The following is a 25,406-nucleotide window of genomic DNA, read 5'->3' as shown; positions in this document are numbered from 1 at the left end:
TCTCGTGGGCTCGGAGATGTGTATAAGAGACAGTATTTATTCTATTTTAAAAATAAAAAATATCCAATATTGGATTTAAAGACATTGAACAGATAAAAATATTTTTATTAAAGATTTAGGTATTATTATCAAAAAATCTGAAAAAATGTATTAATTATAATCCATAACTCAAAAAATAGAAACTACGAATAAAAATAGGAAAAAAGACAATTAATGATAATACATACTAAATAAACCTTAATATTAATATTTATTTTTATATATAAAATCTAAATATAATTAATCAAGATTCAATGTCAATAGAACGAGGGTTTCTACCCATTTCTAAAATAAATTTGTTTACCCGCTCTATCATATCAATATAACGTTCTTTTTCGATTTTACAACCATCAACAACGGTGTATTCAGGCATTATACCGTTCTGATTTTTAAATTCTATTATCTCATCAACCATATCTCGATATTGGTCCAGACTCAAACGATCCATCAATATCAACCAACTGAGTTTTTTAATACTCTATTTATTCCAATATATAAGTAATTCTATTAAATCATTCATTAAAGTTCATTTATGAATGAAAATGTAAGAATTAATATTTAAGTGAGTTAAACTTATCCAAAGATAAAAAAAAAGTAATTATCTAATTAATTTCTACTTTGGCTTCCGGATCAAAAGGATTTGTCCTTAAAGCAAGAGAAAATAAATAAGGATAATTTTCCATTAAATGTTCCATGTATTCTAACCATTCATAAATTAAAAGAGAATAAGCTCTTTGAATATCTAATGCCAGATGTTGGTAATCAGCATCAGGTAAATCTTCCAATTTTCCACGACTATCCAGTTCTTCTGTGAGATGAAAAACAGCCCACAATAAATCAGTAAACCTATCATGCTCCAAAAGATTAGGATTTTCCAATAATCTTAACATGAACTCTCTTTTATCTTTTAAAAAAGTTTTTAAATCATAAAGAAGCACATCAGAACCTAGATCTGATTTAAGGTTAATGCCATATTCATAACTTTTAATGGTTTCAGCTGAATTCAAGAAATCATTTTCTGTCCAATCCATTTTAACCAAAAGATTTTCTTTAATATTATTTTTATTGTCATCAAAAACAGAAAAATGTCTTAAAAGATCAGTCCCGACTTCACTAAAAAAAGCACCTATTACCATATTAAGTTTTTCCATTATGATTTGTTTTTCTTTTTTGTTAATAGCACTTTCAACAACCAGTACCAGAATCAAAATTTCTACGGGAATAAATGCTAAGTCTATACCAATATAAAATAAAACGGATTTTGCATCTTTAAAAATCAAATAATCCGCAGTATAAAAAATAATAGCCAAAAATATTAATAATATTCCTGCTTTAACTTTCCAGTCAGACCATTTCATTATAAAACTCCTAATTAATTTAATAAATGATTGAAAAATTTAAATTTAAAATTAAACCCTAAATGGTATATATGATGGCAATTGGATTTTGGGCAAACATCATGGTACCTCGATCAATTATTTTGCCTTTAGAAACATTTACTTCAATGATTTCAAATCCTATACTTAATTCATTAAAAGTTTGGATTGCTTCCATCTTTGTTTCCATCAAAATAGCAGTGACAATTATCCTGCCGCCTTTTTTTAGTTTAGGAATACTTAAATGAATTATTTCATGAAGGTCTCCACCACTTCCACCAATCATAAGGACATCAAATTTTTCCATATCAACAATTGCGGAAACAGCATCAGATCCAATTAGTTTAACCTTATGAATCAATTCATGTTTAATGAGATTTTTTTGGGTGATTTCAATGGCTTCAGGATTTTTATCGATAGAATAAACTTTTTTAGCAATCTTAGCAAATCCTAAAGTTAATCCACCGGTCCCACACCCAACATCAACTACAATATCCTCTTTTTTAATTTGGGATTTGCATAATACCAGACAGCGAACTTCTTCTTTTGTAGGTCCTGGGACATTGGGTGTAGAAATGAATTCTGAATCCCGGATCATATCTCATCACCATGCCATCTCTTGAAAAGATTATGTTCAATATTCATAACATCTAAAATTTTTCCTGCAATAAAATTAGCCACATCATCAATATTTTGAGGCCTGTGATAGAAACCGGGCATTGCTGGGAGAATTATACCTCCCTCTTTGCTAATTTTAAGCATATTTTCTAAGTGTAGGGAACGAAGAGGAGTCTCTCTCGGAACAATAACTAATTTTCTTCTTTCTTTTAAGACTACGTCTGCAGCTCTGGTAACAGCATTATTGGCATAACCATGAGCAATGGCGGATAATGTTTTCATAGTACAGGGCACTATGACCATGCCCTTAAAAAGACATGACCCACTATTTATTGAAGCTGTTAAATCATCAGCTTCATAATAATGAGTAGCTAATTTTTTGAAATCATTTTCATCCATACCTAATTCATATTCTAATATTAGTTTAGCAGGATCGGTTATTACTAAACCAGTTTCAATTTTATTTTCTTTAAGAGCTTCTAACAATTTTAATGCATATATTACGCCACTAGCCCCAGTAATTGCAACAATAATCATGTTATCACATTTTATGTATTTGAATAGTATTCAATTGACTGCAAAATATTTAGTTATATAAATATTGGTTGTTTGATAATATTAATGCTCACATCTCAATTAAGGATGAAACAATCGCATTTGTTTGTCATGGGGGTTAATTTTATCAGGTAAATCTAGATAATCATAAAAATCAAGATTTTTAAATTTTTCAGAATGTTCTTCAGGCACATAAAGACAAAGATCCGCGTGATTAAACCTGGCTTCTTTTAAAGCACCTACAATACTTGATATCTCACTTAAGTTAACAATAGCATCCCCCACAGAAACTAATGTTTTCATTTCATCAAAAGCAGGATAATCAGGTATATTAATTACTAAATAATCTAAAGGAACATCTTTGTCTTCTGAGATTTCTCTTTCAGCTTTTTTTAATTTACTTCGTTCAATTTTGAATATTTTTTGAGGGTCTTCTAGTTCATTAAGTTTAAGAGAGCTTACATTCTTTAGAAGATCTCGATTATCTAAACGTTTAAACATTTCACCAACAAAGCCTTTTTGATTACGGCACGCGGAAATTATATCGGCATCATCGTATTTATAAATCAAGTGAGCATCAATCTTCTCTTCTTCAATTAAACGTCTTAAACATCGCCGAAACATTGCATTAACGATACGGGTCGTGTGATGCTGATAAACACTGGGATACATGAAATAGCGAGCTAATAAAGTAGATTCTGCCGCCTGAACACCTTTTTTATCTAAAACTAATTGATTTTCAAGTTTAGTATTGTAAATTAATCTTTCCACATCTATGATCCCATAAGCAACTCCAGTATAATGGGAATCTCGCAGTAGATAATCCATTCTATCTACATCAAGTTCTGCAGAAATTGCTTGTCCCAAAATACCTTTTCCGTTTATAATATCTATTACTTGACCAATATCAAACTCAGAAGAAATTATATCGCTTAAAGAAGAATTTTTTATAATATTGGAAGTTAATACCTCATGTGAATCATCCAAAACTGGTTCAGAAACGTGAGAAAAGGGTCCATGCCCTGCATCATGTAGTAAAGCACATACGCGCAGCATCCTCTTTTTATCATCATCCAGTTTTAGATGATCTGCCAATCTAGAAGCCAGATACATTGTTCCAATAGAATGTTCAAATCTAGAATGATTCGCACCAGGATACACTAAATTAGTAAATCCCAACTGCTTTATGCGTCTTAATCTTTGTAATTGGGGCGTATCTATCAATTCAACTTCTAATTCATTCAATTGTAAATTACCATGCACACTATCTCTTATAGATTTCAAAGTTACTCCCCCCAAAAAATCACTTTTTTCATATATATCTGTAAAACAAGTTTCAAATCAATCACAGCTAAAACCTAAAAAAACTTTGAATCAAAGATTATCCTCCAGACATGATAATATTTGTGCCTTGAGTGGTGTGTTCATCCTTTTGAAAATCAAGATCAAATTTAGTTCTTTCAATTATTTCTTGCAGTGCTTTTAAAGTTTCCTGACGATGATTGCCTGATACAACCACTAAAAAAAGAGTTTCACCTGTGTAAAATTCACCAAGATAATGTACAACTGCAATATCCCCTGTGGAATATTTTTCTTTAGCTTCTTTTACAATTGATTCCAAACCATTTTGTATTTCTTTTTTATTTGGTGTAGATAAAATCAGTTTTTTGACTTCTGTTTCATCCTCTTTTCCACGAACTATACCTTCAAAGGAAAAAATAGCCCCACATTCATCAATTTGAGAACTTTTTTTTACATTTTCTATTAAATCAGAAATAGTAATTTTCTCTTCATCTTTTTCAATGATTTTAATTAACATATAAACACCTGAATTGTAAAATACTTAATAAAAATTATTCTTATTTGATTTTAGTTAATATTAATTAAATAATATCATATTTTTAAAGTTCTAATTAATTAAGCACATTTATTTTACTTTTCACTAACCTCTTTTTTAGATAAGTGTTTAATTCGTTCTACTCCACCTATTTCAATTATAACCTCTTTAACAGAAGGAGGAACCAATGCCTGCCACTCTTCTTCTTCAAGCATTCTTTTTCTTACCTCCGTTCCAGAAAAAGTATCCCTATAATACAATGGAGGGACAGTAACCTGATAATGATCCTCAATGAACAACCTCTGTACTAATGGATTACCTGTGTATACTTTTTCAAATGGAGGAGTTAACATTTTAAGATGTGCTACCCAGACAGAATTACATGCTATATCTTGAATAGGAATAATATAATACTTTGATGCCGGAATTCCATTCTCACTAAGCGCCTTGGTAAGCATCATTACCCTTTCACCAGCAGTAAAGGGATCTTTTATAGTATGACTCAGTTGGGCACTTCCCACGCAGATTATAACTTCATCAACTTCTTCCAGTATTCTTTTTATTACTTGAAGATGGCCCTGGTGTACCGGTTGCATTCTACCTACCAGTAATCCTCTCATGCAATCACCATTTTTAATTATATATTAATTTAATTGATTAATTTAATTGACAATAATGAACAAGAAATGTAACTTACACTTAATTTATTATATGTAATATTAAATTAAGTTTTCATTTTTAAAGATACATTCCTTTTCAAATTGTAATTATAAAATAAAATCCATAAATTCAATTAATCATCCTTATCTAAACAAAATCCATTATCCCCTCCAATATATTTTTTATATTAATAGAATAGGGATAATACAGATTAAGTATAGAAAAGTTACTTAGATAATTTTAAGTGTATAACAATTGTATATTATACAAAAGAATTTTATTCAATGATTTAAACTGCTTTATTCAAAATTATTAATGATTCCTAAAAAGTTACATTTTATAATGGCACGGTGAAGACTATGATAAAAGTGGAAAACCTTTCAAAAACTTACAAAATGGATAATGGGGATAAAATTAAGGCCCTGAATAATATTAACCTCACAGTTGAAAGTGGAGAAATAGTAGGTATTATTGGAAAGAGTGGTTCAGGTAAAACCACATTACTGAGAATATTAAGAGGAGTAGAAACATTTGATAGTGGAAACATTACCCTGGCTGAGATTAATGTTTCAGAAGGTTCCAGCCCATTTTATTTTGCTAAATTAAAAAAAGCAACAGCAATTCATTTACAACGTTCTTTTGGATTATGGGCCGAAACTGTAATTCAAAATGTTATCCGTAAACTTTATGGGGCCAAATATCGTGACGAAGCAATGACTGACTTTGATTATGCTTATGATGAATTTGGAGATCGTGCCATGGAATTACTGGAATTAGTGGGTTTAGATCATAAGGCAAATCATTTTGCACCAGTTTTAAGCGGAGGTGAAAAACAACGTTTAATTATGGCTAGGCAGCTTGCTAAAGAACCCAAGGTACTTTTACTTGATGAACCTGCAACCATGTCATGCCCTAAAACTAAACAAGAAATTTTAGATTCTATAAAAAAGATTAACAAAGAATTAGGGATTACTGTAGTTGTAGTATCCCATTTGCCAGAAGTACATGAATATTTAGATGACCGTTTAATTTTAATGGAAAACGGAGAAATAAAAGATGAAGGAACTCCCAAAGAAATTATTCCCGAATTTTTATCCGAGTTAGAAGATGAATTAATTCTCCCAAAACAAAAATTTGATGAAGTAATTATTAAAGTAAAAGATTTAGAAAAACGTTTCTTCCTTATAAAAGGTGGGGAGGTACTGGAACTAAAAGATGTTAACCTCGACATAAATAAAGGAGAAATATTATCATTTATAGGGCCAAGCGGTGCTGGAAAAACGGTTTTACTTCGATTGATCGCAGGATTAGATTTCCCTGATTCAGGAGATGTGCAATTTAAACTGGACGGTGATTGGGTGAGTATGTATGAACCCAGCATTCCTAGAATGAATATTCGACGTAAACTAGGATTTATGCATCAAGAATTTGCATTAACGCATTATGCTACAATAAAAGACCAAATTGCATCTAGATTAGGCATTAAAGGGCAAAATGTCGTGGATAAAGCAAAGAAAAAAGCAGAAGAACTTGGAATAAGTGATCAAATATTAGATGTACTTTATCAACTGACAGATCTGCCTGAAAGCGAAGCAAAGTATCGTTTAGAACAGATCGGCCTTTCATCCACGATTTTAGATGAATTATTCCCTAGTTTCCCCGATACTGAAATAAAAAAATATGCCAAACCCATATTCGATGCTTTGAATCTCCCATTAGAATTATTAGAAAGAAAATCTTATGAATTATCCGGCGGGCAAAAAGTAAGAGCAACATTAGCTTTAGTACTGGCTTCAAAACCAGAAATATTGATTTTAGATGAACCATTCGGCGATTTAGATCCCATTACTCTTAGATCTGTTTCTAACTCACTGAAAAAAATTAACATTGATTTTGATACAACCATTATCATGGTAAGTCATCATATCGATTTTATTGAGGAATTGAGTACTCGATCATTAATGATTGAAGATGGTCAGTTGATTATGGATGGTTCACCAGATCATCTTTGTGATGAATTTGTAAAAAGAAGTAAGGCTCAATACTTAATGAATGTGAAAACTAGGCAAGAAAAATATAATAGTTAATCCAATATCATAATAATAACTCCCATTAATTCCAGTAAATTTTAATTGATATGAAGGTGTTTTAATGAATTTTGAAGATTTCCCACCAGAGAATGCTCATAGAATTTTGGCTCCACGACCTACAGTAATTATTACTACTTCAGGTGCTCAAGGAGAGATAAATGCAGCCCCATTTTCTTTTGTAATGCCCGTTTCTATGAATCCGCCTATTGTAGCTTTTGCCAGTGCCCCCAGCCATGACACTAATAAAAATATAGAAAAAACTCATGAATTTGTAATTAATTTAATCCCCTCCGATATATTGAGTAAAATGTGGATTACTGGTGAAAAATTACCTTATGGAGAAAATGAACTGGAAAAAGCAGGATTAACTGCAATACCTTCCAAGGCAGTATCACCTCCAAGGATTGCTGAGTCAATTGCACATCTCGAATGTGAAGTGCTAAAAGTTAGTGAAATTGGAGACCATAACCTAATTACTGGCTATGTTACACATGCCTCTGTTAAGGATCATTGTATTAAAGATGGATTGTTAGATGTGGAAAAAGTTAAACCCGTGCTTCATTTAGGAGGCACAAACTTCGTTATTGGAGATCACCTCAGGAGAGTGGAATAATGTTTAAAAAAATAATGGTTCCTTCAGACGGTTCCGATTTTGCAGCTAAAGCTGAAGATTTAGCTATAGATTTAGCTAGTAAAATTTCTGCCCGCGTTGTTGGTGTTCATGTTATTGATGAAAAATTAATTTACCCTTTTGAAGTTTTAGAAGAAGAAGGAAATACTATTCTACGTAATCTACAAAAAAAAGGTGAAAAAAAAGGTGTTGATGTGGATGAAGTTTTAATCTTTGGAAATCCTCGCCACGACATGAAAAAAATTGCAGAAAAATCAGATGCAGACCTTATAGTAATTGGATCTCACGGCAGATCTGGCCTTGAAAAACTTTTAATGGGCAGTGTTGCAGAAAACACATTAAAAACAGCCGATATTCCAGTTTTACTTGTTAAATAAACCCAAAACCCTATTCTAACTTTTTTATTGATTCTTGTTATCTTAGAAAAAATAAGACCCTATGGGAGCATATCATTTTAATTGATCAATAAAATATGCCTCATATTTATCCTTACAACTAATGACCGTTATAATCAGACTTAATTAGTTTCATACTACTTGAATTACATTTTTCATTTAATTATATTCTTATTTAATCAGCCCATTAATATTTTAATTATGTTTTGATTTGAGTTTATTTCGATATTTTTAAATTACTTAAAAATCATAAAAATAATAGATATTTACACATTAATCTGTAAAAATAGAATCTTCAAGATGCGATACTATGAAATACAAATGCAAAGTATGTGGGTATATTTATGATCCTGCTAAAGGTGAACCCAGAACTAAAACTGATCCCGGGACCGAATTTAATTCGCTTCCAAAAAATTGGGCATGTCCCCTATGCGGTGCTGGAAAAATAAGATTTAGACCAATTTAATATTATTTACCTAATTCAATTTATTAATTAACATTATTTGAATTATAAAAAACAAAAGGTGTTTAGATTGAAAAAATACAAGTGTAAAGTCTGCGGGTATATATACGATCCGGAAATAGGAGAACCACGCTCTAAAGTAGAACCTGGAACTGCATTTGAAGATTTGCCACCAAAATGGAGATGTCCTTCCTGTGGTGCCCCCAAAAGAATGTTCATTGTCCTTAAATAGACATTATAAAAAATAGAAAATAAAAAATTGGAGGATTAAAAATGGATAAGTATGTTTGTGAAATGTGCGGTTATATATATGATCCTGAAAATGGAGATCCGGATAATGGAGTAGAACCTGGAACTGCATTTGAAGACGTTCCTGATGACTGGATTTGCCCAATTTGTGGGGTAGGAAAAGATCAGTTTAAAAAGACAGATTAAAATGTCATATAGGATAATAGAAGAAGGGGTTTACTCAGTAGGAGTTATTGATTGGGATCGGCAAACATTTGATGAATTAATTCCATTGCCTCAAGGAACCAGTTATAACTCATTTCTTATTAAAGGTAGCGAAAAAACTGCCCTTATTGATACTGTAGATCCTGTAAAAACAAATGAACTGATAAATAACTTAGATGAGCTGACAGCAAACATTGATTACATAATTTCCAACCATGCTGAACAGGATCATTCAGGTTCAATCCCCGTTATTCTTGAAAAATATCCTGATGCGCAGATTGTAACAAGTAGCAAGTGCAGAGAATTTCTTAAAACATTGCTCCATATTCCTGATGAAAAATTTAAAGTTGTATCTGATAGTGAAAAATTATCCTTAGGAGATAAAACTCTAGAATTTATTATAACTCCCTGGGTTCATTGGCCAGATACCATGGTAACCTACCTTCATCAGGAGAAAATTTTATTTTCATGTGATTTTTTTGGATCCCATATGGCTACCAGTGAATTATTTGGAGACGACTTAAATGAATTTAATTCATTAATTCCTGCTAAAAGATATTATGCGGAGTTAATGATGCCTTTCCGCCCTATGGTTCAAAATAATATTAAAAAAGTTAAGGATTTAAATATTAAAATCATAGCCCCATCACATGGTCCCTTAACTAAAAAAGTTAATGAAATTATTACTGCATACTCTGATTGGTCGTCAAATAAGACCCTGAAAGAGGTAATAATACCCCATATTTCCATGCATGGCAGCACCGACATAATGGTTCAGCATATAGTAAATCAATTAATGGAAATGGAAATTGTGGTTAAACCATTTAATCTTGCAAAAATGGATTTAGGTGAATTTTTAATATCTCTAGTTGATGCTTCTACAATAATAATTGCAGCACCAACAGTTTTAACCAAACCACATCCTTTAATGGCTCAAGCATTATATCTAGTAAATGCATTAAGACCTAAACTCAATTACGCCTCAATTATTGGATCATATGGATGGGGAACCCTCATAGAAGAAGAAACTAAAAAGCTGCTTGAAAATTTAAATTTAGATTATTTTGATTCTGTGCTTATAAAGGGCCTTCCTAGAGAAGAAGATCTGAAAAAACTAGATGAATTGGTAAATAAAATTGAGAAATTTTCATGAAATAATTGCTTGTGATTTAATTAATATAACTAATTCTTTTATATATGGAGGGATTTAAATGGTAAGTGAAAAAATGCAAGAAGCACTTAATGGGCAATTAAATGCGGAATTATACTCTGCCTATCTTTACCTGGCCATGGCAGCATATTATGAAGATACGGATCTTCCAGGATTTGCTAATTGGATGAGAATACAAGCCCAGGAAGAATTAACACATGGGATGAAATTTTATGATTACCTAATACAAAGAGGATCCAGGGTAATATTAAATACAATTGAAAAACCCCAAAAAGAATGGGATTCACCTTTAGCAGTTTCTGAACATGTTTTAAATCACGAAAAAAAGGTTACAGGACTTATTAATGAACTGGTGAATCTAGCAGTGAATGAAAAGGATCATGCTACTAACAATTTCCTTCAATGGTTTGTAGCAGAGCAAGTAGAAGAAGAAGAATCTGCTGGAGGAGTTCTTCAAAAAGTAAGATTAGCCAGTGATTCAGCTAGTGGTCTTTTGATGGTTGACAGTGAACTGGCAAAAAGAGTTTTTAATGCCCCATCTGCTGAATGATCCTTTTTTCATATTTTTTTATTGAAATTTCTCTTGTTTTCATAGATTTATAAATAATTTTTTATTATTTTTCTAGAGTTAGGTTTCTAAAAAAATCGTAGAAAAAATATATTTTATTTAAGAAATATTAAATTAAATGAAATACAAATTAATTATGTAGTATAATAAATCATCTGAAATAAAAAGGGGAATATGAAATGGGAAAAAAGTTTTACAAACTACCAGAGCTGCCGTATGAATATAAAGATTTGGAACCTTATATTTCCAAGGAACAACTAACCATTCACCATTCTAAACATCACCAAGCATACGTTGATGGTGCAAATGCAGTTCTAAAAAAGTTTGATGAATCTCGTGAAAAAGGAGAAGATTTTGATATAAAATCCACCTATAAAGAATTATCTTTCCATGTGAGCGGTTTCCTTTTACACAAGTTTTTCTGGGAAAATATGGGCCCTGCAGATAAATGCGGAGGAGAACCCTCAGGGATAATCAAAGAATACATTGAAAAAGATTTCAAAAACTTTGAAAGATTTAAAAAAGAGTTTTCACAGGCTGCAATTAGTACTGAAGGATCTGGATGGGCTGTACTTACACTTTGCCGGCGAACTGATCGAATTTTCATTGAACAAATAGAAAAGCACAATGTGAATGTCATTCCTAAATTCCCAGTGATCATGGTTCTGGATGTCTGGGAGCATGCTTACTACTTGGATTATAAAAATGTAAGGCCGGACTATGTTCAAGCATTCTGGAACTTGATAAACTGGGACGAAGTGAACAATAGAGTGCAAAAATGGTTAAATTCACCATTATGATATATTTTTTATTTTTTCAATAAATTTTTTCTTATTTTAAATTAAATTAAAATTCTTATTTTTCAATATTATAATTCCAAAATGCCCACTTTAATAAGTAGTTACTATTAAAAGAGAAATAATACAATCACGTTAAATATAAGTTATAAATATATAATTCAAAATTAACTTAACCATTGTATTGTTAAATATAAGTTATAAATATAAATCTATATGATTTAATCCTAGTATTGAAACGGATTATGTTATAAACAAGTAATTCATAGTTTTCGGGATTTGATTAAATGATCTGGAATGAAGAAGTAGAATGTATGTCTAGAGAAGACTTAGAAGAACTACAATTAAAGAAATTACAGGACATTGTACATAGAGCTTATAAAAATGTTCCTTATTATAAACAAAAGTTTCAGGAAATGAATTTAACACCTGAAGATATTCAATCATTGGAGGATATAAAAAAGCTCCCTTTTACCACAAAAGATGATTTAAGACAAGTATATCCTTTTGGAATGTTCGCCGTGCCTGGAAAAGAAATTATTGAAATACATACATCTTCTGGAACTACTGGAAAACCTGTTGTGTCTGGATATACCCGTAAAGATCTGGAAATTTGGAGTGAAGTTATGGCTCGAGGATTAACCATGATGGGTGTAAATGAAGAGGATATTATTCAAAATACCCATGGTTATGGACTTTTTACAGGCGGTTTTGGTGTACATTATGGTGCTCAAAAGATTGGGGCCACCGTGATTCCTATTTCCACTGGTCAAACTCGACGTCAGATAGAAATTATGGAAGACTTTGGAACAACAATCATGATTTTTACTCCATCATACGGATTATACCTATCTGAAGTTGCAGAGGAGGAAGGTTTTGATGCTAAAACATCCCCACTAAAAGCCATTGGGTTTGGAGCTGAAATGTGGACCGGTGAAATGAGAAATGAAATAGAAAAGCGTTTTGGTGCAAATGCTTTTAATATTTATGGGCTTACTGAAATTATGGGTCCCGGAGTTGCAGTTGAGTGTCAAAAGCAGCAAGGATTACATATATTCGAAGATCATTTCTTCCCTGAGATCATTGATCCAACAACAACAGAAAAACTAGGGGAAGGGGATACAGGAGAACTTGTTTTAACAACATTAAGTCGGGACGGTATGCCCATACTTCGATTCCGAACAAAAGACATAACGGCACTCCGTTATGATCCCTGCGATTGCGGTAGGAACCTGGCGAAAATGGATAGAATCACCGGTCGTTCTGATGATATGTTAAAGGTTAGAGGAGTAGCAGTATTCCCTTCACAGATTGAAAAAGCCCTCTTGAAAATAGATGGTGTAGAGCCACATTATCAAATTATAGTTACTCGGCCAAATAGACTTGATGAGTTAGAAGTGCAAGTTGAAACATCAGAAGAACTCTTTTCTGATGAAATAAAAGAGATGGTTGCTATAAAAAACAAAATAGAAAGTTATATTGAGAATGAAATAGGCCTTAGAGTTCATGTGAATTTAGTAGAGCCTAAAAGTTTACCTCGAAGTGAAGGAAAAGCAGTTAGAGTTTTTGATAAAAGGGATTTACATTAAAAATTAAATCAATCAATCTAGATGGTGAATAAATATTTTAAGCATATTAAAGTTTAATCAAAAGGGGATTTTATGAAAATAAAACAAATATCCATTTTTCTTGAAAATAAAAAAGGAAGATTGTGGAAAGCTTTAAATACTTTAGCAGAAGGCGGAATAAATATTAGGGCATTATCTATAGCTGATACGTCCGAATTTGGAATTTTAAGACTAATAGTTCCTGAACCAGATAGGGCAAAGAAGTTATTAGAAGAAAACAACTTTGTGGTTAAAACAAAGGATGTTGTAGCTGTAGAACTATCTGACCAACCAGGCGGACTTGCATCAGTTTTGAAAATGCTAAATGATTCAGATATAAATCTGGAATATTTATATGCATTTGTACATGAGAAAAAAGATAAAGCCATTGTTCTTCTTAGAACAGATAACCTAGATAAATTAATTGATGTTCTAAACCAAGGCAAGGCCACAATGGTGCCCTCATCTGAAGTTTATGCTCTTTAGGTTAATAACTTTAAACTTCCATTTTATCTTTTTATTTGAAAATAAACTCCTAATTTTCAGTTATCTATTAATAAACTAATTTTAGGTAAGCCGAACATCCTCTAGTGTGTAATGAATACCTTCCACTTCCAAACGACGGATTATACTATTAGTCATTTTACCCACTGCAAAAACTAAAACATTTAAACCTCTTTTAGCAGCAGCAACAGAAGCTTGAGGAGTAGCAAATTCAAAATCAACTTTTATTCCTACTTTATCAACCAAACCTCTGGAAACAGTACCCATTATCCCTACCCTATCAAAACCTTTTTCATAAATTTCCATAACCTTTTTCACATCACAAGCTCTAGATCCGCCGTCATCAATTGTAGGTAGTGTAAGTATCACCACATTACCTGGATCTAACTGAATTGTACCACCCAAACCTGCTAAAGCCACATCTTCACCTTTTAAGGCATCATTTAAAACTTCAGCATAAGCACTGGTATTTTCTTTAGAAGAGTAAAGAGATTTCGTGGCATAAAGAGTTCCCCCATCCATAAAAAGACCTACTTCATCACCAGATTTCAAATCTTCATTGGCAATTGCAGGCCATATTGATTTATAAGAATTCATAACCCCTAATACTTCATCAGCATATTTTCTTAAAAGTACGGCTTCTTTTTTAAGTCTTTCAATACCTCTTTTAGTAATTTTATATTTAGAACGTCCTGCACCTGATTCTACAAACCCTTCATCAATTAATCCTTTAATATTCTCTGATACAGCTTGTACAGTAATTCCCATTTTATCAGCAATGTCTTTTTGCCTGAGATGAGGCTGACTTCGGGCAATTTCACCTAAAATTTGGAAACGTGTTAAATCCCCTTTTCTCTTAAGAACTTTCATTTTAATCCCCTTAAACTTAAAATATAAATCAATACGATTTCGAGTTAGTATATCCAACTATTTTTTAAAATGATTAACATTAACCATCGAATTTAAACGAGTCCCTCCAAAGAACTATCAAATATTTCTAAAAATTTTTGCTGTTTGCCGGGAGGTATATATGCACCGCACGCAACAGAATGTCCTCCACCGCTTCCTCCGACTTTTTCAGCAACTTTTCGAATTATATGTCCAAAATGAATACCATCGTAAGCAAGAAGACGTGAACAGCGCAATGAAACTTTAGTTCCATTATTACCATCATTTACCGGGGTGAAGCCAATTATAGGTTTTCTCCAGTCACCATAATTTAATACCATCCCTGCAATAGTTCCAATAACTTCGCTTTTTATTCCATTGCCGTCAAAATATTGTAAATTGTTCATAGGAGTTATCATATCACTATTTTCTATCAATTCAATTTTTTGAGCCAAGTATCTACGGTGTTCTTTAGATAATGCCTCCATTTCATCAAGAGCATCAGATCTGTTACCTTTTAATATATTCAAAGCAACGTCTGGTTTTTTATTTCTACTGCATGCATTTACTGCAGTAGAAAATTCTGATGCATCCCTTAAAGGAGTATATGGCTCTTCATCAACAAAATCATATGCATCAGCAGAAACCAGTTTCGGAACATATTTAATATATCGGGACGGAACTTCTTTAGATAACATACGAACCAGTTCTGAAAAAAGTCGACCCTTTTCATCAGGATTTAAATCACAAAGTGAACGGTGAGATTTGCCATTTTTGCGAGGAATATCCAGTGATTTAAGTAGTAATATGCATTCAGTTTTATTATTAGTTATGGGTAAATTTACATCGCCAAAATATGATAAAGCAACAAAAAGAGGCCGTGTTTGCCGCCCATAAATAGAGAGATCATTCATAGACTTTATTTTTCCCAAATCAGTGCTTTCGTTTAGTATAAGCCTATTTAATCCTTCTAACTTACCAGTTAAACTATTCTGCATATCACCAACAGCAGATAACACCCCCATCCAGCTTAAATCTATAAATCCGAAACTTCTAGCCAATAAATAAGACATTCCCCCTCCAGAAATTTCATGTGATCCTTCAATTCCATGAAAAAGAGGGTTTATTTCAAGAAATTGTCCTTGTAAAGTAGAATTATTAAAATTAGGATTTCTCAAAGAAGGGTGGTGATCTAAAATAAGTATTTTTGATAAAGATGTAGAAAGTTCATCTATCTTTTGTCCGGACCCTAAATCTGAAAAAATGGTTAGTTCGTTTTCCAGTTTAATATCATCAATCTTATCCAGTTGAATAAACTCAATTTCGTGCTCTTTTCCTATACGGTCTAGTAAAATTGATAAAATAGCACCTGCTGTTATCCCATCACAGTCAATGTGACTGTAAATTTTTATATCTTCTGAAGATTCAACCATTTTTTTAGCTTTTAATAAAGCTTCATCCATAGGTGCAGGTATCATTTTGTTCATTAGAGATTCCTCTCATAGATTGAATAAGGCATGAACTAATATTAGTTTAGAACCATACTCAACTTTATTTTTAATTGCCTCTGAAACAAGTTTAATGACAAGTAATTCAAAGCCATTTTTCTAAAAATTAATTTAGTTTATTTATTTTTTCTAGAACCATTAATCATATTACTTATTTTCAAGAGCAGTTCTTTTTTAGAGATTTCATTCCTTTCAACAATTACCCTACCTGATGATTCATACCACAAACCAGGATATGATTTACTGCTTTCAGTTTCCGGACTAAAATTTAGTTTACGCGCAGCTCGGGATATTTCACTTAAACTCGGTGCTGAAACTGCATCGTCTTTAGGAATTTTTCTCCCTTCATTTCTACTTCTTTTTGAGTCAATATAAACTGGCCAAATAATGGTTTTGATATTAGAATCCTCCTTAAAATCAATTTACCCTTTTAGCATTAATATTAATCTTAAATAATTTATTTACTTTTTTATATAAATATAATTTAGGTTTTTAAGGATAATTAAATTTTTAGAACATCTCTAAAACAAATGATTTTAATTTCTAAATCTAAAGGAGATATTCAAAGATAATTGAATAGTTCTTGAAGCATATCCCTAACTGTGTATTTAGGTGGCATTATAGGAGTTATACCATATTTTTCTAAAGTTTTTCCTGTAATAGGTCCAATTGATGCTGTTAAAATTTTATTAGAAGTTAATATTTCAATTATTTCTTTGCTTTTTTCATTTCCTGCAACTTCAAAAAGATTTTTAACCGTCAAAGGACTGGTGAAAGTTATTGCATCCAAATTTAGACTTAAAATTTTATCAATTAAATCATGAATCAATGATTTATCGTGAGGAATTATAGATTCATATGCTTCCGCAATAAATACATCCGCACCATTCGCTTCCAAACCATCAGGGAGTACTTTTCGAGCCGCCATAGTTCGAGGAAGCCCTATTTTTTTCCCATTCAAATCATGAGACTTAAATTTTTCTAGTAATCCTTCAGCAGTATATTCTAAAGGGAGCAAATCAACTTTTAGTCCATTTTCTACAATTTTATCTGCCGTTTTTGGTCCAATAACAGCTATCTTGCAATGAGGATTAATCCTCTCCTTAATCTCAGGGCAAAATTTAAAAATAGATTCTACTGCTGCAGGTGATGTGAATATGAACCAGTGAAAATCTGCTGCTTTATGGCAGAGGTCCTTCAAAGAATCTGTATGAGATATTTTAAGTTCCAGTGTAGGCCTCACCAGAGGTTTTCCTCCTAAAAACTCCACAATACTCACTGCTTCTGCAGATCTTTCAATGGGTCGAGTTATAGCAATGGTTTTTTTAGATTTTGGGACTGGCATATTAGAACCCCATATACCATGATGTATATACAATAATTTTTTAAAAAAGTGAATAATCTTAATAGATTAATTACTTTTCATTTCTTTATAAACATCCACTACCTTACCTATTACTAGTAAAGCCGGAGGAGTGATGTCTTTTTTTGAGATGTTGTCTAAAGTTCCCGTGATAATTTTTTCTTGAGGAGTTGTTCCACTTTCAATAACACAAACAGGTGTTTTTGGATCCCGATATTTCATCATTTCGCGTGTATTTTCTTCAATTTGACCAATACCCATTAAAACGATTACTGTATCCGCAGTATAATCCCATTTAACTTGTTTTTCACCTTTAGTCGGGTCTTCATGACCAGTGACAACTGTAAATGATGTGGCTACTCCCCGATGAGTAACAGGGAGCCCTAAAGTAGTAGGAACACCGATTGCAGAAGTTACACCTGGTATAAACTCAACATTCAGCCCTTCTTCATTTAAGGCTAAAACTTCTTCTCCACCCCTACCAAAAACAAAGGGGTCACCACCTTTCAGTCTAACCACGATTTCATGTTTTTTAGCTTCATCAACAAGTATTTGATTAATTTCAGCTTGAGTTTTGTAGTGTTCGCCTGCTTTTTTACCAACATAAATCTTTTTTGCATTAGGGGCGTGTTCTAATATCTCTTCATTTGCCAACCTATCATAAATGACTACTTCTGCTCTTTCTAATGCTTTAACTGCTTTTAAAGTAATTAGCTCAGGGTCTCCGGGTCCAGCCCCTACAAGATATACGACCATTTATTCACCAGCTATAGTTATTTTTAAATTATAGGTAATATAATCATTTAATTACCATTTATCTTATGGAATTTTGATAATAAACTAAATTAATTAATTTAGTGGGATGAATCAAAGTATCTATTTAGATTTCTTATAAGATCCCTATCTTACATCAGTATTTTACTATCCCCTTAAAAAAGTTTAATCCATGATCAGAACCTAATATATCTTCTGAAGCTCTCTCAGGGTGAGGCATTACTGCACAAACCAGGCCACTTTCATCACAAACCCCAGTTATGCCCTCCATAGACCCATTAGGATTTTTTTCTTTAAATTGAAGGACTATTTGATCTTGATCTTTAAGTAAATCTATATTATCTGTATAATACCTTCCTTCAGCATGAGCAACAGGCATTTTAATTGCCTGATTTTTTGAATATGCTTTGGTAAAAGGAGTTCTATTAGTTTTTACATTTAAATCAACCCATTCGCAGTTGAATTTAGGATTTTGATTTACAGTAAATATTCCTGGTACTAATCCCACTTCAGCCAAAATCTGAGCTCCATTACATATCCCTAAAACAGGTTTTTCTTCTTTTACCAAGGATTTTATTCCTTCAATAACAGGCGTTATAGCAGCAATAGCTCCTGCTCTTAAATAATCACCATAAGAAAATCCACCAGGAATTACAGCAGCATCTAAATGAGAAAGATCATTCTGGCTCCACCATATATATTCCGGTTCTCCCCCAGCTAATTCCAGTGCATGAAAAACATCCCTATCACAGTTAGATCCAGGGAATCTTATTACTCCTACTTTCATTGTATCTCCTAAAAAAGTTTAATTAATGTATTTAATCACTGGATTTGATTTTTATCTCATAATCATGAATTACGGGATTACAAAGTAACCTTTGACACATATCTTCAACTTCTTTTGTAACCAATGATTCATTTTCTTCATCCATAGTGAATTTCACAATATCAATAGTATCTGTATCCTGGACTTCGTAACCCAGAAGGGCTAGTGCACGTTGGATAGTGGAGGCTTCAGGATTTAGCATCCCTTTTTTTAAACTAATTCTAACTTCAACATTAAATTTCATCAAACCACCATTAATCAGCAATAAATAGTAAAATGGACTAGTTATATTTCATTTAAGCCCCATTTTTTTAAATCTTCATCATCTAAAACCATGGAAGCAACTTTTTTATAGGCATCCATTACTCCTGAATCTCCTTGACGGAAGAGATCCTTATCAAGAACATCCCATGTTTCAATATCCCAATACCTACAAGTATCTGGACTTATTTCATCACCTAAAACTATATTTTTCTCACAATCATAACCAAATTCAATCTTAAAATCAGGTAAAATAATCCCTTTGGTTTCTAAGAAATCCTTCAAGGTCTTGTTAATTTTAAGAGTTATTTCTCGCAGGTCATTCAATTCTTCTGCAGTAATTAGACCCAAAGCCATGGCTATATCATCATTAAGCATGGGATCCTTATATTCATCGCTTTTATAGTCCATTTGAATGATTGGTTTTTCAAAAACTTGTCTTTCTTCAAATGGGAATCTTCTTAAAAGGCTACCTGCTGCAATATTTCGGGTGATTACCTCTAAAGATATCATTTCCAATTTATGAGCAAGCATATAACCTGGTTCCAATAGTCCAATATACTGAGTCTTGATTCCAGCGGCTTCTAAAACTTCGAATAGTTTGGAAGAAATTAATGAATTATAATATCCTTTTAACTGAAGAATATCCTTCTTTTCACCATCACCTGCAGTTATATCATCCCTAAATTTTACGATGACCCGATCAGGATTCTCAGTTTCATAAACATCCTTTGCTTTACCAGTGTAGATTAGTTTACCAAGCTTTAAACTCATAATATCTCCATTTTGTTATTTTTATTCAAATGTTTATATATATGTAAATTCAATTATAGTGATATGTTGTGATTAATCAGATATAATGATTTCATTTTAAGGATTACTTAAAATAAAAAGAATAGTTAATTACGATTTATAAAAAATAATCTTAAAAGCATTACATAATTCATTGTATTGAACAAATAAAATATTTATAAATTTAAATCACAATAAAATTAATGTTATAACTCAAATTTTATAAAAATAAAATAATAAAAATTTAATTATTAGATTATTAACTAATTGATGTGTCTTATATTAATAACAAGTTCCTCTTTAGGTGAAAAGATGTGTGGTATTGTTGGATGTATCTTAAATAACGATAAAGCAGCTCCTGTCCTTTTAGAATGCGTTAAAAAACTAGAATATAGGGGCTATGATTCTGTAGGTATTGCTACTCCTGATTCTGAAATACACATCAAGAAAGATAAAGGGATGATAGATGAAGTCGATGCGAAAGTTGGTCTTTCTGATTTACCCGGAGATATGGGAATTGCTCATGTAAGATGGGCTACACACGGAATACCTACTAAAACTAATTCTCATCCACATACAGATTGTAGCGGCGATATAGCAGTGGTACATAATGGGATAATTGAAAATTACAAAGAATTAAAAGATTCTTTACAATCTGAAGGACACATTTTTAAATCAGACACCGACACAGAGGTAATACCACATTTAATAGAAAAATATATGACTACAGGATTAGATTTAGAAGAATCTGTAAAAGAAGCATTGAATTTAATTCATGGATCATATGCTATTGCAGCAATATCTAGAAATGAACCCGGAAAAATTGTAGGAGCTAGAAAAGAAAGTCCATTGATCGTTGGTAAAGGCGAAAACGAGTATTTTTTAGCATCTGATGCTCCTGCTATACTAAATCACACTAATAACATTATTTATCTCGAAGATGGAGAAATGGTAATTCTGAATAAATCCGGCGTTACTGTAAAAAATATGCTGGGCGAAATAATTGAAAAAGAAGTACATGTCATAACCTGGACCCCAGATATGGCTGAGAAAAGCGGATACGATCATTTCATGATAAAAGAGATTCATGAACAGCCCGAAGCAGTTAAAAATACATTAATGGAAGCAGAAGATATTGAAGAGATCGTCTCACAGATAGGTGATGTGGATAAAATATGTTTTGTAGCATGTGGAACATCTTATCACGCCTCATTAATAGGAAAATATTTATTTGAAAGTTTAATTGGATTGCCAACAGACGTGATTTTAGCTTCTGAGTTTAAATATTCTGCCAAGGCAATGGATGAAAAAACACTGGTTATAATAATCAGTCAATCTGGAGAAACAGCAGACACTCTAAAAGCACTGCGTATGGTTAAAGAACAATCTAAAACATTAGCCATAGTAAATGTGTTAGGTAGTACCGCGACCAGGGAAGCAGAATATGTGTTGTATACTCGTGCTGGTCCTGAAATCGGAGTTGCAGCAACTAAAACATATGTAAGCCAATTAACATGCATATACATGTTGGTAGCATATATAAGTAAAAGGATGGATCTAATAGATGAATTACAGAATGTTCCACAACAAATGACTTCATTGCTTGAGAACGAAGGACATATAAAAAAAATTGCACAAAAATATAAATATGCGTCTGATTTCTTCTTTATTGGTAGAGGATTTTCATATCCTACTGCTTTAGAAGGGGCCTTAAAACTTAAAGAAATCACTTATATCCATGGCGAAGGATATGCAGCAGGAGAATTAAAACACGGCCCACTTGCACTCATAGATGACGGCGTACCAGTAGTCGCAGTTGTTCCTCCAGGTGAGACCCACGATAAAACTTTAAGTAATGTTGAAGAAGTTAGAGCTCGTGGAGGTCACGTTATCGGAGTGGGTTCTCAAGAAGATGGTGATTTAAAATCAGAAGTGGAAGATTTAATTGGATTAGACCCCGAAATTAATGAAATTATCTCACCCATCACCTACATTGTCCCCCTGCAATTATTATCTTATTATATAAGTGTTGAAAAGGGTATTGATCCAGATAAACCCAAGAATCTGGCTAAATGTGTTACTGTTGAATAATATAATTTAACATGAAATTAGGTTATTTTATGAAATGTACTGTTTGTAATAATGAAATTAACAACACTATATTCAACATAAAAGAGATGATGTTTGGGTATAAAACTGTTTTCAGATATTTTGAATGTCATGAATGTGGTTGTTTACAATTAATAGATGTTCCTGAAGATTTTAGTAAATATTATGCATTCAAAGATTATTATTCTTTTAAAAATGATGGGATTATGAAAAAATTCCTCAAAAGAAAATGGATCCAATACGTATTATTTAAAAATAGTATAATCGGTAAAATCTTAAGTAAAAAATTTAAAAAAAGTTTTTTTGATATTGTCGCTCTTCAAAATATATCAAAAAAAACAAAAATATTAGATGTTGGTTGTGGATCAGGAGATCTGATTGTAGCATTAGATGGTTTAGGTTTTGATAACGTTTTAGGCATTGATCCCTATCTAGAACAAAGTTCTGAAATACTTAAAAAGAAAAATATAAATCATTTAGACGATGCAGACAAATTTGACTTAATATTATTTGATCATTCATTTGAACACATTTCGGATCAGTCAGGAACATTAAATAAGATTTTTAATTTACTATCCGAAGAAGGAGTTTGTCTTATAGGAATGCCAATAAAAAATGATTATATATGGGATTTATATGGTGTTAATTGGGTTCAGATTGATGCTCCAAGACATGTTCTTTTGCATACCTTAAAAAGTTTTAAAATTTTAGTGGAAAAAAGTGGTCTAAAAATTTGTGATATTATATTCAATTCAAATGAATTATTATTTTATGGTAGCGAACAATATAAACAGGACATACCATTAATGGATAAAAAATCGTATTTAATTAATCCTGAAAGAAGCATATTTTCCAAAAAGGATATAGAAAATTTTAAAACCCAATCCCATAAACTAAATCAAAAAAAATCAAGCGACCAATGCGTATTTATTTTGAAAAGAGATAAGTAATCACTGAAAATGTATTATAGCCTCCATTTTGTAATAAAAAATTTTTTTAGTTCATCAAAATTTTCTTCCTTTCGAATTTTACTCTTTTTATTAAGGAAGGTTCTTATCTGACTATAAGCAACAAATTTAGTCTTAAAAATTACGTATTTTCTGCGCAATAAATTTAAACATATTTGAGATATTTCACTCAATATTATTAAATGCAAATTTTTAATAATGAAACTATTAGGTAAATTTTTAAAGATTGTCCAAGTATAATTCCTCCAATTATAATAAACCGTGAAATCGCTGAGAGGTTTTTCAGTACCGCCTTTATAATGCCATACAATTGCATCAGGACAATACCATGCACTCCAACCAGCCCACCTTAACCTCAAAGCCAGATCAAAATCTTCATAATAGGCAAAGAAGTCTTCATCAAAATATTCACCTTCAAGTTTAATATCTTCTAAGGCATCTCTTCTATATAAACAAGCCCCCGCACAGCACCCTAATATCTCTTCTTCAGTATTATAACATTTAAAACTTTTATATGCTCCCCTATTGAACCCAAGACCATTTTTTGAATATTCTAAACCAACAGAGTCTATTAAATCTGGGTTTTGACCCCATATCATTTTTGATTGTATACTCCCTGCTTTTGGATATTTTTCAGCTATTAAAACTAGTTTTTCCAAAAAATCTTCTTTAATTTCAGTATCATTATTTAAGCACACAATATACTCACATTCTGGATCTTCAAAAGCTTTTTCTATTCCCTGGTTATTTGCTTTTGCAAATCCATAGTTTTCAGGATTTTGAATTAATTTTATTTTGCCTGAGCTCATCTCAGTGGAATAATTATTAGTAATATACCCAATTGAATCATCACCGGGAGAATTATCTACAAATATTACATTATAATTATTATAAGTCTGATTAAAGATTGAGGAAAAATATTTTTCTAAAAATTTTACTCCATTATAATTAGGAGTTACAATGTAAGTTTTTACCATTCAAAATCTCCAGAATCAGTGTAAATGTTTAAAATATCTTTAGTAATATTATCCCAATTAAAATTTGATTTTACAATATTATATCCATTTTTTCCTAATTTTAACGATTCGAAATCGTTATTTAATAATAATTTCACATGTTTTTCTAAGCTGTTTAAATCTTCTGGTTCAACCAAAAACCCATTGATGCCATTTTTAACTACTTCTACCACCCCACCAGATGCATAGGCAACAACTGGAATTTTACATGCATTAGCCTCTGCCAGAACCATTCCAAATCCTTCTCGAGTAGAAGGTAGAACAAGCATATTAGATTTTTTCATCTCAGTAATGAGTTCTATGTAATCCAAATTTTCTAAGAATTTTACATTATCCTGAAGACCATAATTTTTTGTTAAAACAGTTAAATTATCTTTTTCTACACCGGTTCCAACAATTAATAATTTAACATCTGCAATTTCTTTTTTTAAAGATTTCATAATTTTTATGAGATGGTTCACATGCTTATGAGGAGCTAATCGGCCTACAAAAATTATAGTATTTTTATATTTTTCATCTATTTGCACCGAATCAATAAGTTTTATATCCACACCATTATATACCACACAAACACGGTCTTCTTTTACCCTATAATATTCAATCAGAGAATTTTTAGTTTCATTACTCACAGTGATTATTTTATTATAAGGCATTCTGGCCAAAATTTTCTCAACAATAGCTGCGGTTTTAGAAGATTGTATCCACTGATCATCCCCACCAGTACTAACATCATGTATTGTGGCTATAATGGGAGTTTTTTTTATTTTAGCACCTATAAAAGATGGAAAGAGTGGAGCATATGTTTGGGCATCAATAACATCATAACTATGAGTCAGAATCCACTTAAAAACAGAGCATATGAATTTTATAAAATCTGACGATTTTCTCTCAGGAGGTTTTTTAATTTCTGGTCCAATATGGTGAATATTTATGCCTTCAATTTCTTCAAAATCCACTACACCACTTATCTTCATGCAAATAACATCAACACTATGGCCATTCTTTACCATCCGTTTAGCAATTTCGTAATATCTTCGTTCACCGCCACCCTGATAATGTGGAACAAAAAAATCAGATACAATACATATTTTCATACTCGACCTCTAAATAATCAATATATTAAAATGCATATTTTCA

Annotated in this window: 30 protein-coding genes; 13 read left to right on the top strand and 17 right to left on the bottom strand. The window is 31.7% G+C overall.

Annotated features, from left to right (window positions below):
• Nucleotides 1-283: 283 nt before the first annotated feature.
• From MXE27_RS06860 to MXE27_RS06830, 7 genes are all read right to left on the bottom strand, one after another.
• Entirely contained in the window at nucleotides 284-487 is a 204-nt protein-coding gene (locus MXE27_RS06860) for a pseudomurein-binding repeat-containing protein (protein ID WP_248611670.1), read from the bottom strand.
• 154 nt (nucleotides 488-641) lie between these two features.
• The gene (locus MXE27_RS06855; RefSeq protein WP_248611669.1) at nucleotides 642-1,397 is read right to left on the bottom strand and encodes a hypothetical protein; all 756 of its coding nucleotides are present in this window, start codon (nucleotides 1,395-1,397) and stop codon (nucleotides 642-644) included.
• Nucleotides 1,398-1,455: 58 nt separating this feature from the next.
• Nucleotides 1,456-2,013, bottom strand: coding sequence for a precorrin-6Y C5,15-methyltransferase (decarboxylating) subunit CbiT (gene cbiT, locus MXE27_RS06850; RefSeq protein ID WP_248611668.1), 558 nt, complete (start codon nucleotides 2,011-2,013; stop codon nucleotides 1,456-1,458).
• A complete protein-coding gene (locus MXE27_RS06845; RefSeq protein WP_248611667.1) occupies nucleotides 2,010-2,570 on the bottom strand; it encodes a UbiX family flavin prenyltransferase in 561 nt (186 codons plus the stop codon). Before MXE27_RS06845 ends, cbiT begins: the two co-directional genes overlap by 4 nt.
• Before the next feature lie 99 nt (nucleotides 2,571-2,669).
• Nucleotides 2,670-3,872: an HD domain-containing protein gene (locus tag MXE27_RS06840; RefSeq protein ID WP_248611666.1), complete on the bottom strand. Its 1,203-nt coding sequence runs from the start codon at nucleotides 3,870-3,872 to the stop codon at nucleotides 2,670-2,672.
• A 97-nt stretch (nucleotides 3,873-3,969) separates the two neighbouring features.
• Nucleotides 3,970-4,407 (bottom strand): molybdenum cofactor biosynthesis protein MoaE, encoded by a 438-nt coding sequence (locus tag MXE27_RS06835; protein ID WP_248611665.1) that lies wholly within the window; start codon nucleotides 4,405-4,407, stop codon nucleotides 3,970-3,972.
• Nucleotides 4,408-4,520: 113 nt separating this feature from the next.
• Nucleotides 4,521-5,045, bottom strand: a complete 525-nt coding sequence (locus MXE27_RS06830) for a nicotinamide-nucleotide adenylyltransferase (protein ID WP_248611664.1) — start codon at nucleotides 5,043-5,045, stop codon at nucleotides 4,521-4,523.
• 399 nt (nucleotides 5,046-5,444) lie between these two features.
• Between MXE27_RS06830 and MXE27_RS06825 the strand changes: the two genes are divergently transcribed.
• The 11 genes from MXE27_RS06825 (at nucleotide 5,445) to MXE27_RS06775 (ending at nucleotide 13,746) form a co-directional block, all read left to right on the top strand.
• Nucleotides 5,445-7,172 (top strand): ABC transporter ATP-binding protein, encoded by a 1,728-nt coding sequence (locus tag MXE27_RS06825; protein WP_248611663.1) that lies wholly within the window; start codon nucleotides 5,445-5,447, stop codon nucleotides 7,170-7,172.
• A gap of 64 nt (nucleotides 7,173-7,236) precedes the next feature.
• Complete coding sequence (locus MXE27_RS06820) at nucleotides 7,237-7,788, top strand: flavin reductase family protein (RefSeq protein ID WP_248611662.1); 552 nt, start codon at nucleotides 7,237-7,239, stop codon at nucleotides 7,786-7,788.
• A complete protein-coding gene (locus tag MXE27_RS06815) occupies nucleotides 7,788-8,183 on the top strand; it encodes a universal stress protein (RefSeq protein WP_248611661.1) in 396 nt (131 codons plus the stop codon). The genes MXE27_RS06820 and MXE27_RS06815 overlap by 1 nt, the downstream gene beginning before the upstream one ends.
• Before the next feature lie 328 nt (nucleotides 8,184-8,511).
• Nucleotides 8,512-8,667 (top strand): rubredoxin, encoded by a 156-nt coding sequence (locus MXE27_RS06810; protein ID WP_248611660.1) that lies wholly within the window; start codon nucleotides 8,512-8,514, stop codon nucleotides 8,665-8,667.
• A gap of 67 nt (nucleotides 8,668-8,734) precedes the next feature.
• A complete protein-coding gene (locus tag MXE27_RS06805; protein WP_248611659.1) occupies nucleotides 8,735-8,896 on the top strand; it encodes a rubredoxin in 162 nt (53 codons plus the stop codon).
• A gap of 41 nt (nucleotides 8,897-8,937) precedes the next feature.
• Entirely contained in the window at nucleotides 8,938-9,099 is a 162-nt protein-coding gene (rd, locus tag MXE27_RS06800) for a rubredoxin (protein WP_248611658.1), read from the top strand.
• Between the two features lies 1 nt (nucleotide 9,100).
• Entirely contained in the window at nucleotides 9,101-10,270 is a 1,170-nt protein-coding gene (locus MXE27_RS06795) for an FprA family A-type flavoprotein (protein WP_248611657.1), read from the top strand.
• 58 nt (nucleotides 10,271-10,328) lie between these two features.
• Nucleotides 10,329-10,838, top strand: coding sequence for a ferritin (locus MXE27_RS06790; protein ID WP_248611656.1), 510 nt, complete (start codon nucleotides 10,329-10,331; stop codon nucleotides 10,836-10,838).
• 197 nt (nucleotides 10,839-11,035) lie between these two features.
• Nucleotides 11,036-11,656: a superoxide dismutase gene (locus MXE27_RS06785; RefSeq protein ID WP_248611655.1), complete on the top strand. Its 621-nt coding sequence runs from the start codon at nucleotides 11,036-11,038 to the stop codon at nucleotides 11,654-11,656.
• Between the two features lie 284 nt (nucleotides 11,657-11,940).
• Nucleotides 11,941-13,242 carry a phenylacetate--CoA ligase family protein gene (locus MXE27_RS06780; protein WP_248611654.1) on the top strand — a complete coding sequence of 434 codons (1,302 nt, stop codon included), beginning with the start codon at nucleotides 11,941-11,943 and terminating at the stop codon, nucleotides 13,240-13,242.
• Nucleotides 13,243-13,314: 72 nt separating this feature from the next.
• A complete protein-coding gene (locus MXE27_RS06775; RefSeq protein WP_248611653.1) occupies nucleotides 13,315-13,746 on the top strand; it encodes an ACT domain-containing protein in 432 nt (143 codons plus the stop codon).
• Between the two features lie 81 nt (nucleotides 13,747-13,827).
• On the opposite strand, the gene MXE27_RS06770 is transcribed toward MXE27_RS06775, so the two are convergent.
• The 8 genes from MXE27_RS06770 to purC form a co-directional block, all read right to left on the bottom strand.
• A complete protein-coding gene (locus MXE27_RS06770) occupies nucleotides 13,828-14,634 on the bottom strand; it encodes a DUF7839 domain-containing protein (RefSeq protein WP_248611652.1) in 807 nt (268 codons plus the stop codon).
• Nucleotides 14,635-14,726: 92 nt separating this feature from the next.
• Nucleotides 14,727-16,139 carry a single-stranded-DNA-specific exonuclease RecJ gene (gene recJ / locus MXE27_RS06765; RefSeq protein ID WP_425438277.1) on the bottom strand — a complete coding sequence of 471 codons (1,413 nt, stop codon included), beginning with the start codon at nucleotides 16,137-16,139 and terminating at the stop codon, nucleotides 14,727-14,729.
• A 137-nt stretch (nucleotides 16,140-16,276) separates the two neighbouring features.
• On the bottom strand, nucleotides 16,277-16,546 hold the full coding sequence (locus tag MXE27_RS06760; RefSeq protein ID WP_342765997.1) for a signal recognition particle subunit SRP19/SEC65 family protein: 270 nt from the start codon (nucleotides 16,544-16,546) through the stop codon (nucleotides 16,277-16,279).
• A gap of 176 nt (nucleotides 16,547-16,722) precedes the next feature.
• A complete protein-coding gene (locus MXE27_RS06755) occupies nucleotides 16,723-17,505 on the bottom strand; it encodes a uroporphyrinogen-III synthase (protein WP_248611651.1) in 783 nt (260 codons plus the stop codon).
• Nucleotides 17,506-17,571: 66 nt separating this feature from the next.
• Nucleotides 17,572-18,279 carry a uroporphyrinogen-III C-methyltransferase gene (gene cobA / locus MXE27_RS06750; RefSeq protein WP_248611650.1) on the bottom strand — a complete coding sequence of 236 codons (708 nt, stop codon included), beginning with the start codon at nucleotides 18,277-18,279 and terminating at the stop codon, nucleotides 17,572-17,574.
• A 154-nt stretch (nucleotides 18,280-18,433) separates the two neighbouring features.
• On the bottom strand, nucleotides 18,434-19,084 hold the full coding sequence (gene purQ / locus MXE27_RS06745; RefSeq protein WP_248611649.1) for a phosphoribosylformylglycinamidine synthase subunit PurQ: 651 nt from the start codon (nucleotides 19,082-19,084) through the stop codon (nucleotides 18,434-18,436).
• Between the two features lie 31 nt (nucleotides 19,085-19,115).
• On the bottom strand, nucleotides 19,116-19,367 hold the full coding sequence (purS, locus tag MXE27_RS06740; protein WP_248611648.1) for a phosphoribosylformylglycinamidine synthase subunit PurS: 252 nt from the start codon (nucleotides 19,365-19,367) through the stop codon (nucleotides 19,116-19,118).
• Between the two features lie 41 nt (nucleotides 19,368-19,408).
• Nucleotides 19,409-20,158 carry a phosphoribosylaminoimidazolesuccinocarboxamide synthase gene (gene purC / locus MXE27_RS06735; protein WP_248611647.1) on the bottom strand — a complete coding sequence of 250 codons (750 nt, stop codon included), beginning with the start codon at nucleotides 20,156-20,158 and terminating at the stop codon, nucleotides 19,409-19,411.
• A gap of 330 nt (nucleotides 20,159-20,488) precedes the next feature.
• Between purC and glmS the strand changes: the two genes are divergently transcribed.
• Both glmS and MXE27_RS06725 read left to right on the top strand, forming a co-directional pair.
• Nucleotides 20,489-22,267, top strand: coding sequence for a glutamine--fructose-6-phosphate transaminase (isomerizing) (gene glmS / locus MXE27_RS06730; protein WP_248611646.1), 1,779 nt, complete (start codon nucleotides 20,489-20,491; stop codon nucleotides 22,265-22,267).
• Between the two features lie 29 nt (nucleotides 22,268-22,296).
• Nucleotides 22,297-23,235, top strand: a complete 939-nt coding sequence (locus MXE27_RS06725) for a class I SAM-dependent methyltransferase (protein ID WP_248611645.1) — start codon at nucleotides 22,297-22,299, stop codon at nucleotides 23,233-23,235.
• A 14-nt stretch (nucleotides 23,236-23,249) separates the two neighbouring features.
• Here the strand turns inward: MXE27_RS06725 and MXE27_RS06720 are convergent, their stop codons facing one another.
• Both MXE27_RS06720 and MXE27_RS06715 read right to left on the bottom strand, forming a co-directional pair.
• On the bottom strand, nucleotides 23,250-24,230 hold the full coding sequence (locus tag MXE27_RS06720; protein WP_248611644.1) for a glycosyltransferase family 2 protein: 981 nt from the start codon (nucleotides 24,228-24,230) through the stop codon (nucleotides 23,250-23,252).
• Nucleotides 24,224-25,363 (bottom strand): glycosyltransferase family 4 protein, encoded by a 1,140-nt coding sequence (locus MXE27_RS06715; RefSeq protein WP_248611643.1) that lies wholly within the window; start codon nucleotides 25,361-25,363, stop codon nucleotides 24,224-24,226. Before MXE27_RS06715 ends, MXE27_RS06720 begins: the two co-directional genes overlap by 7 nt.
• Nucleotides 25,364-25,406: the final 43 nt, after the last annotated feature.

The sequence above is a fragment of the Methanobacterium alcaliphilum genome, assembly GCF_023227715.1.
GTDB lineage: Archaea > Methanobacteriota > Methanobacteria > Methanobacteriales > Methanobacteriaceae > Methanobacterium_E > Methanobacterium_E alcaliphilum.
Note: the sequence above shows the minus strand (reverse complement) of the source record. Positions and strands in the feature narration are given on the sequence as shown.

Coding starts and splice junctions, on each gene's coding strand:
- MXE27_RS06785 (WP_248611655.1), top strand. CDS start 11,036: ATGGGAAAAAAGTTTTACAAACTACCAGAGCTGCCGTATGAATATAAA.
- MXE27_RS06855 (WP_248611669.1), bottom strand. CDS start 1,397: ATGAAATGGTCTGACTGGAAAGTTAAAGCAGGAATATTATTAATATTT.
- MXE27_RS06755 (WP_248611651.1), bottom strand. CDS start 17,505: ATGCCAGTCCCAAAATCTAAAAAAACCATTGCTATAACTCGACCCATT.
- MXE27_RS06845 (WP_248611667.1), bottom strand. CDS start 2,570: ATGATTATTGTTGCAATTACTGGGGCTAGTGGCGTAATATATGCATTA.
- MXE27_RS06810 (WP_248611660.1), top strand. CDS start 8,512: ATGAAATACAAATGCAAAGTATGTGGGTATATTTATGATCCTGCTAAA.
- MXE27_RS06820 (WP_248611662.1), top strand. CDS start 7,237: ATGAATTTTGAAGATTTCCCACCAGAGAATGCTCATAGAATTTTGGCT.
- purQ (WP_248611649.1), bottom strand. CDS start 19,084: ATGAAAGTAGGAGTAATAAGATTCCCTGGATCTAACTGTGATAGGGAT.
- cobA (WP_248611650.1), bottom strand. CDS start 18,279: ATGGTCGTATATCTTGTAGGGGCTGGACCCGGAGACCCTGAGCTAATT.
- MXE27_RS06825 (WP_248611663.1), top strand. CDS start 5,445: ATGATAAAAGTGGAAAACCTTTCAAAAACTTACAAAATGGATAATGGG.
- MXE27_RS06830 (WP_248611664.1), bottom strand. CDS start 5,045: ATGAGAGGATTACTGGTAGGTAGAATGCAACCGGTACACCAGGGCCAT.
- MXE27_RS06720 (WP_248611644.1), bottom strand. CDS start 24,230: ATGGTAAAAACTTACATTGTAACTCCTAATTATAATGGAGTAAAATTT.
- MXE27_RS06770 (WP_248611652.1), bottom strand. CDS start 14,634: ATGAAAGTTCTTAAGAGAAAAGGGGATTTAACACGTTTCCAAATTTTA.
- MXE27_RS06860 (WP_248611670.1), bottom strand. CDS start 487: ATGGATCGTTTGAGTCTGGACCAATATCGAGATATGGTTGATGAGATA.
- recJ (WP_425438277.1), bottom strand. CDS start 16,139: ATGAACAAAATGATACCTGCACCTATGGATGAAGCTTTATTAAAAGCT.
- MXE27_RS06725 (WP_248611645.1), top strand. CDS start 22,297: ATGAAATGTACTGTTTGTAATAATGAAATTAACAACACTATATTCAAC.
- MXE27_RS06790 (WP_248611656.1), top strand. CDS start 10,329: ATGGTAAGTGAAAAAATGCAAGAAGCACTTAATGGGCAATTAAATGCG.
- glmS (WP_248611646.1), top strand. CDS start 20,489: ATGTGTGGTATTGTTGGATGTATCTTAAATAACGATAAAGCAGCTCCT.
- MXE27_RS06815 (WP_248611661.1), top strand. CDS start 7,788: ATGTTTAAAAAAATAATGGTTCCTTCAGACGGTTCCGATTTTGCAGCT.
- purS (WP_248611648.1), bottom strand. CDS start 19,367: ATGAAATTTAATGTTGAAGTTAGAATTAGTTTAAAAAAAGGGATGCTA.
- cbiT (WP_248611668.1), bottom strand. CDS start 2,013: ATGATCCGGGATTCAGAATTCATTTCTACACCCAATGTCCCAGGACCT.
- MXE27_RS06835 (WP_248611665.1), bottom strand. CDS start 4,407: ATGTTAATTAAAATCATTGAAAAAGATGAAGAGAAAATTACTATTTCT.
- MXE27_RS06775 (WP_248611653.1), top strand. CDS start 13,315: ATGAAAATAAAACAAATATCCATTTTTCTTGAAAATAAAAAAGGAAGA.
- MXE27_RS06715 (WP_248611643.1), bottom strand. CDS start 25,363: ATGAAAATATGTATTGTATCTGATTTTTTTGTTCCACATTATCAGGGT.
- purC (WP_248611647.1), bottom strand. CDS start 20,158: ATGAGTTTAAAGCTTGGTAAACTAATCTACACTGGTAAAGCAAAGGAT.
- MXE27_RS06795 (WP_248611657.1), top strand. CDS start 9,101: ATGTCATATAGGATAATAGAAGAAGGGGTTTACTCAGTAGGAGTTATT.
- MXE27_RS06780 (WP_248611654.1), top strand. CDS start 11,941: ATGATCTGGAATGAAGAAGTAGAATGTATGTCTAGAGAAGACTTAGAA.
- rd (WP_248611658.1), top strand. CDS start 8,938: ATGGATAAGTATGTTTGTGAAATGTGCGGTTATATATATGATCCTGAA.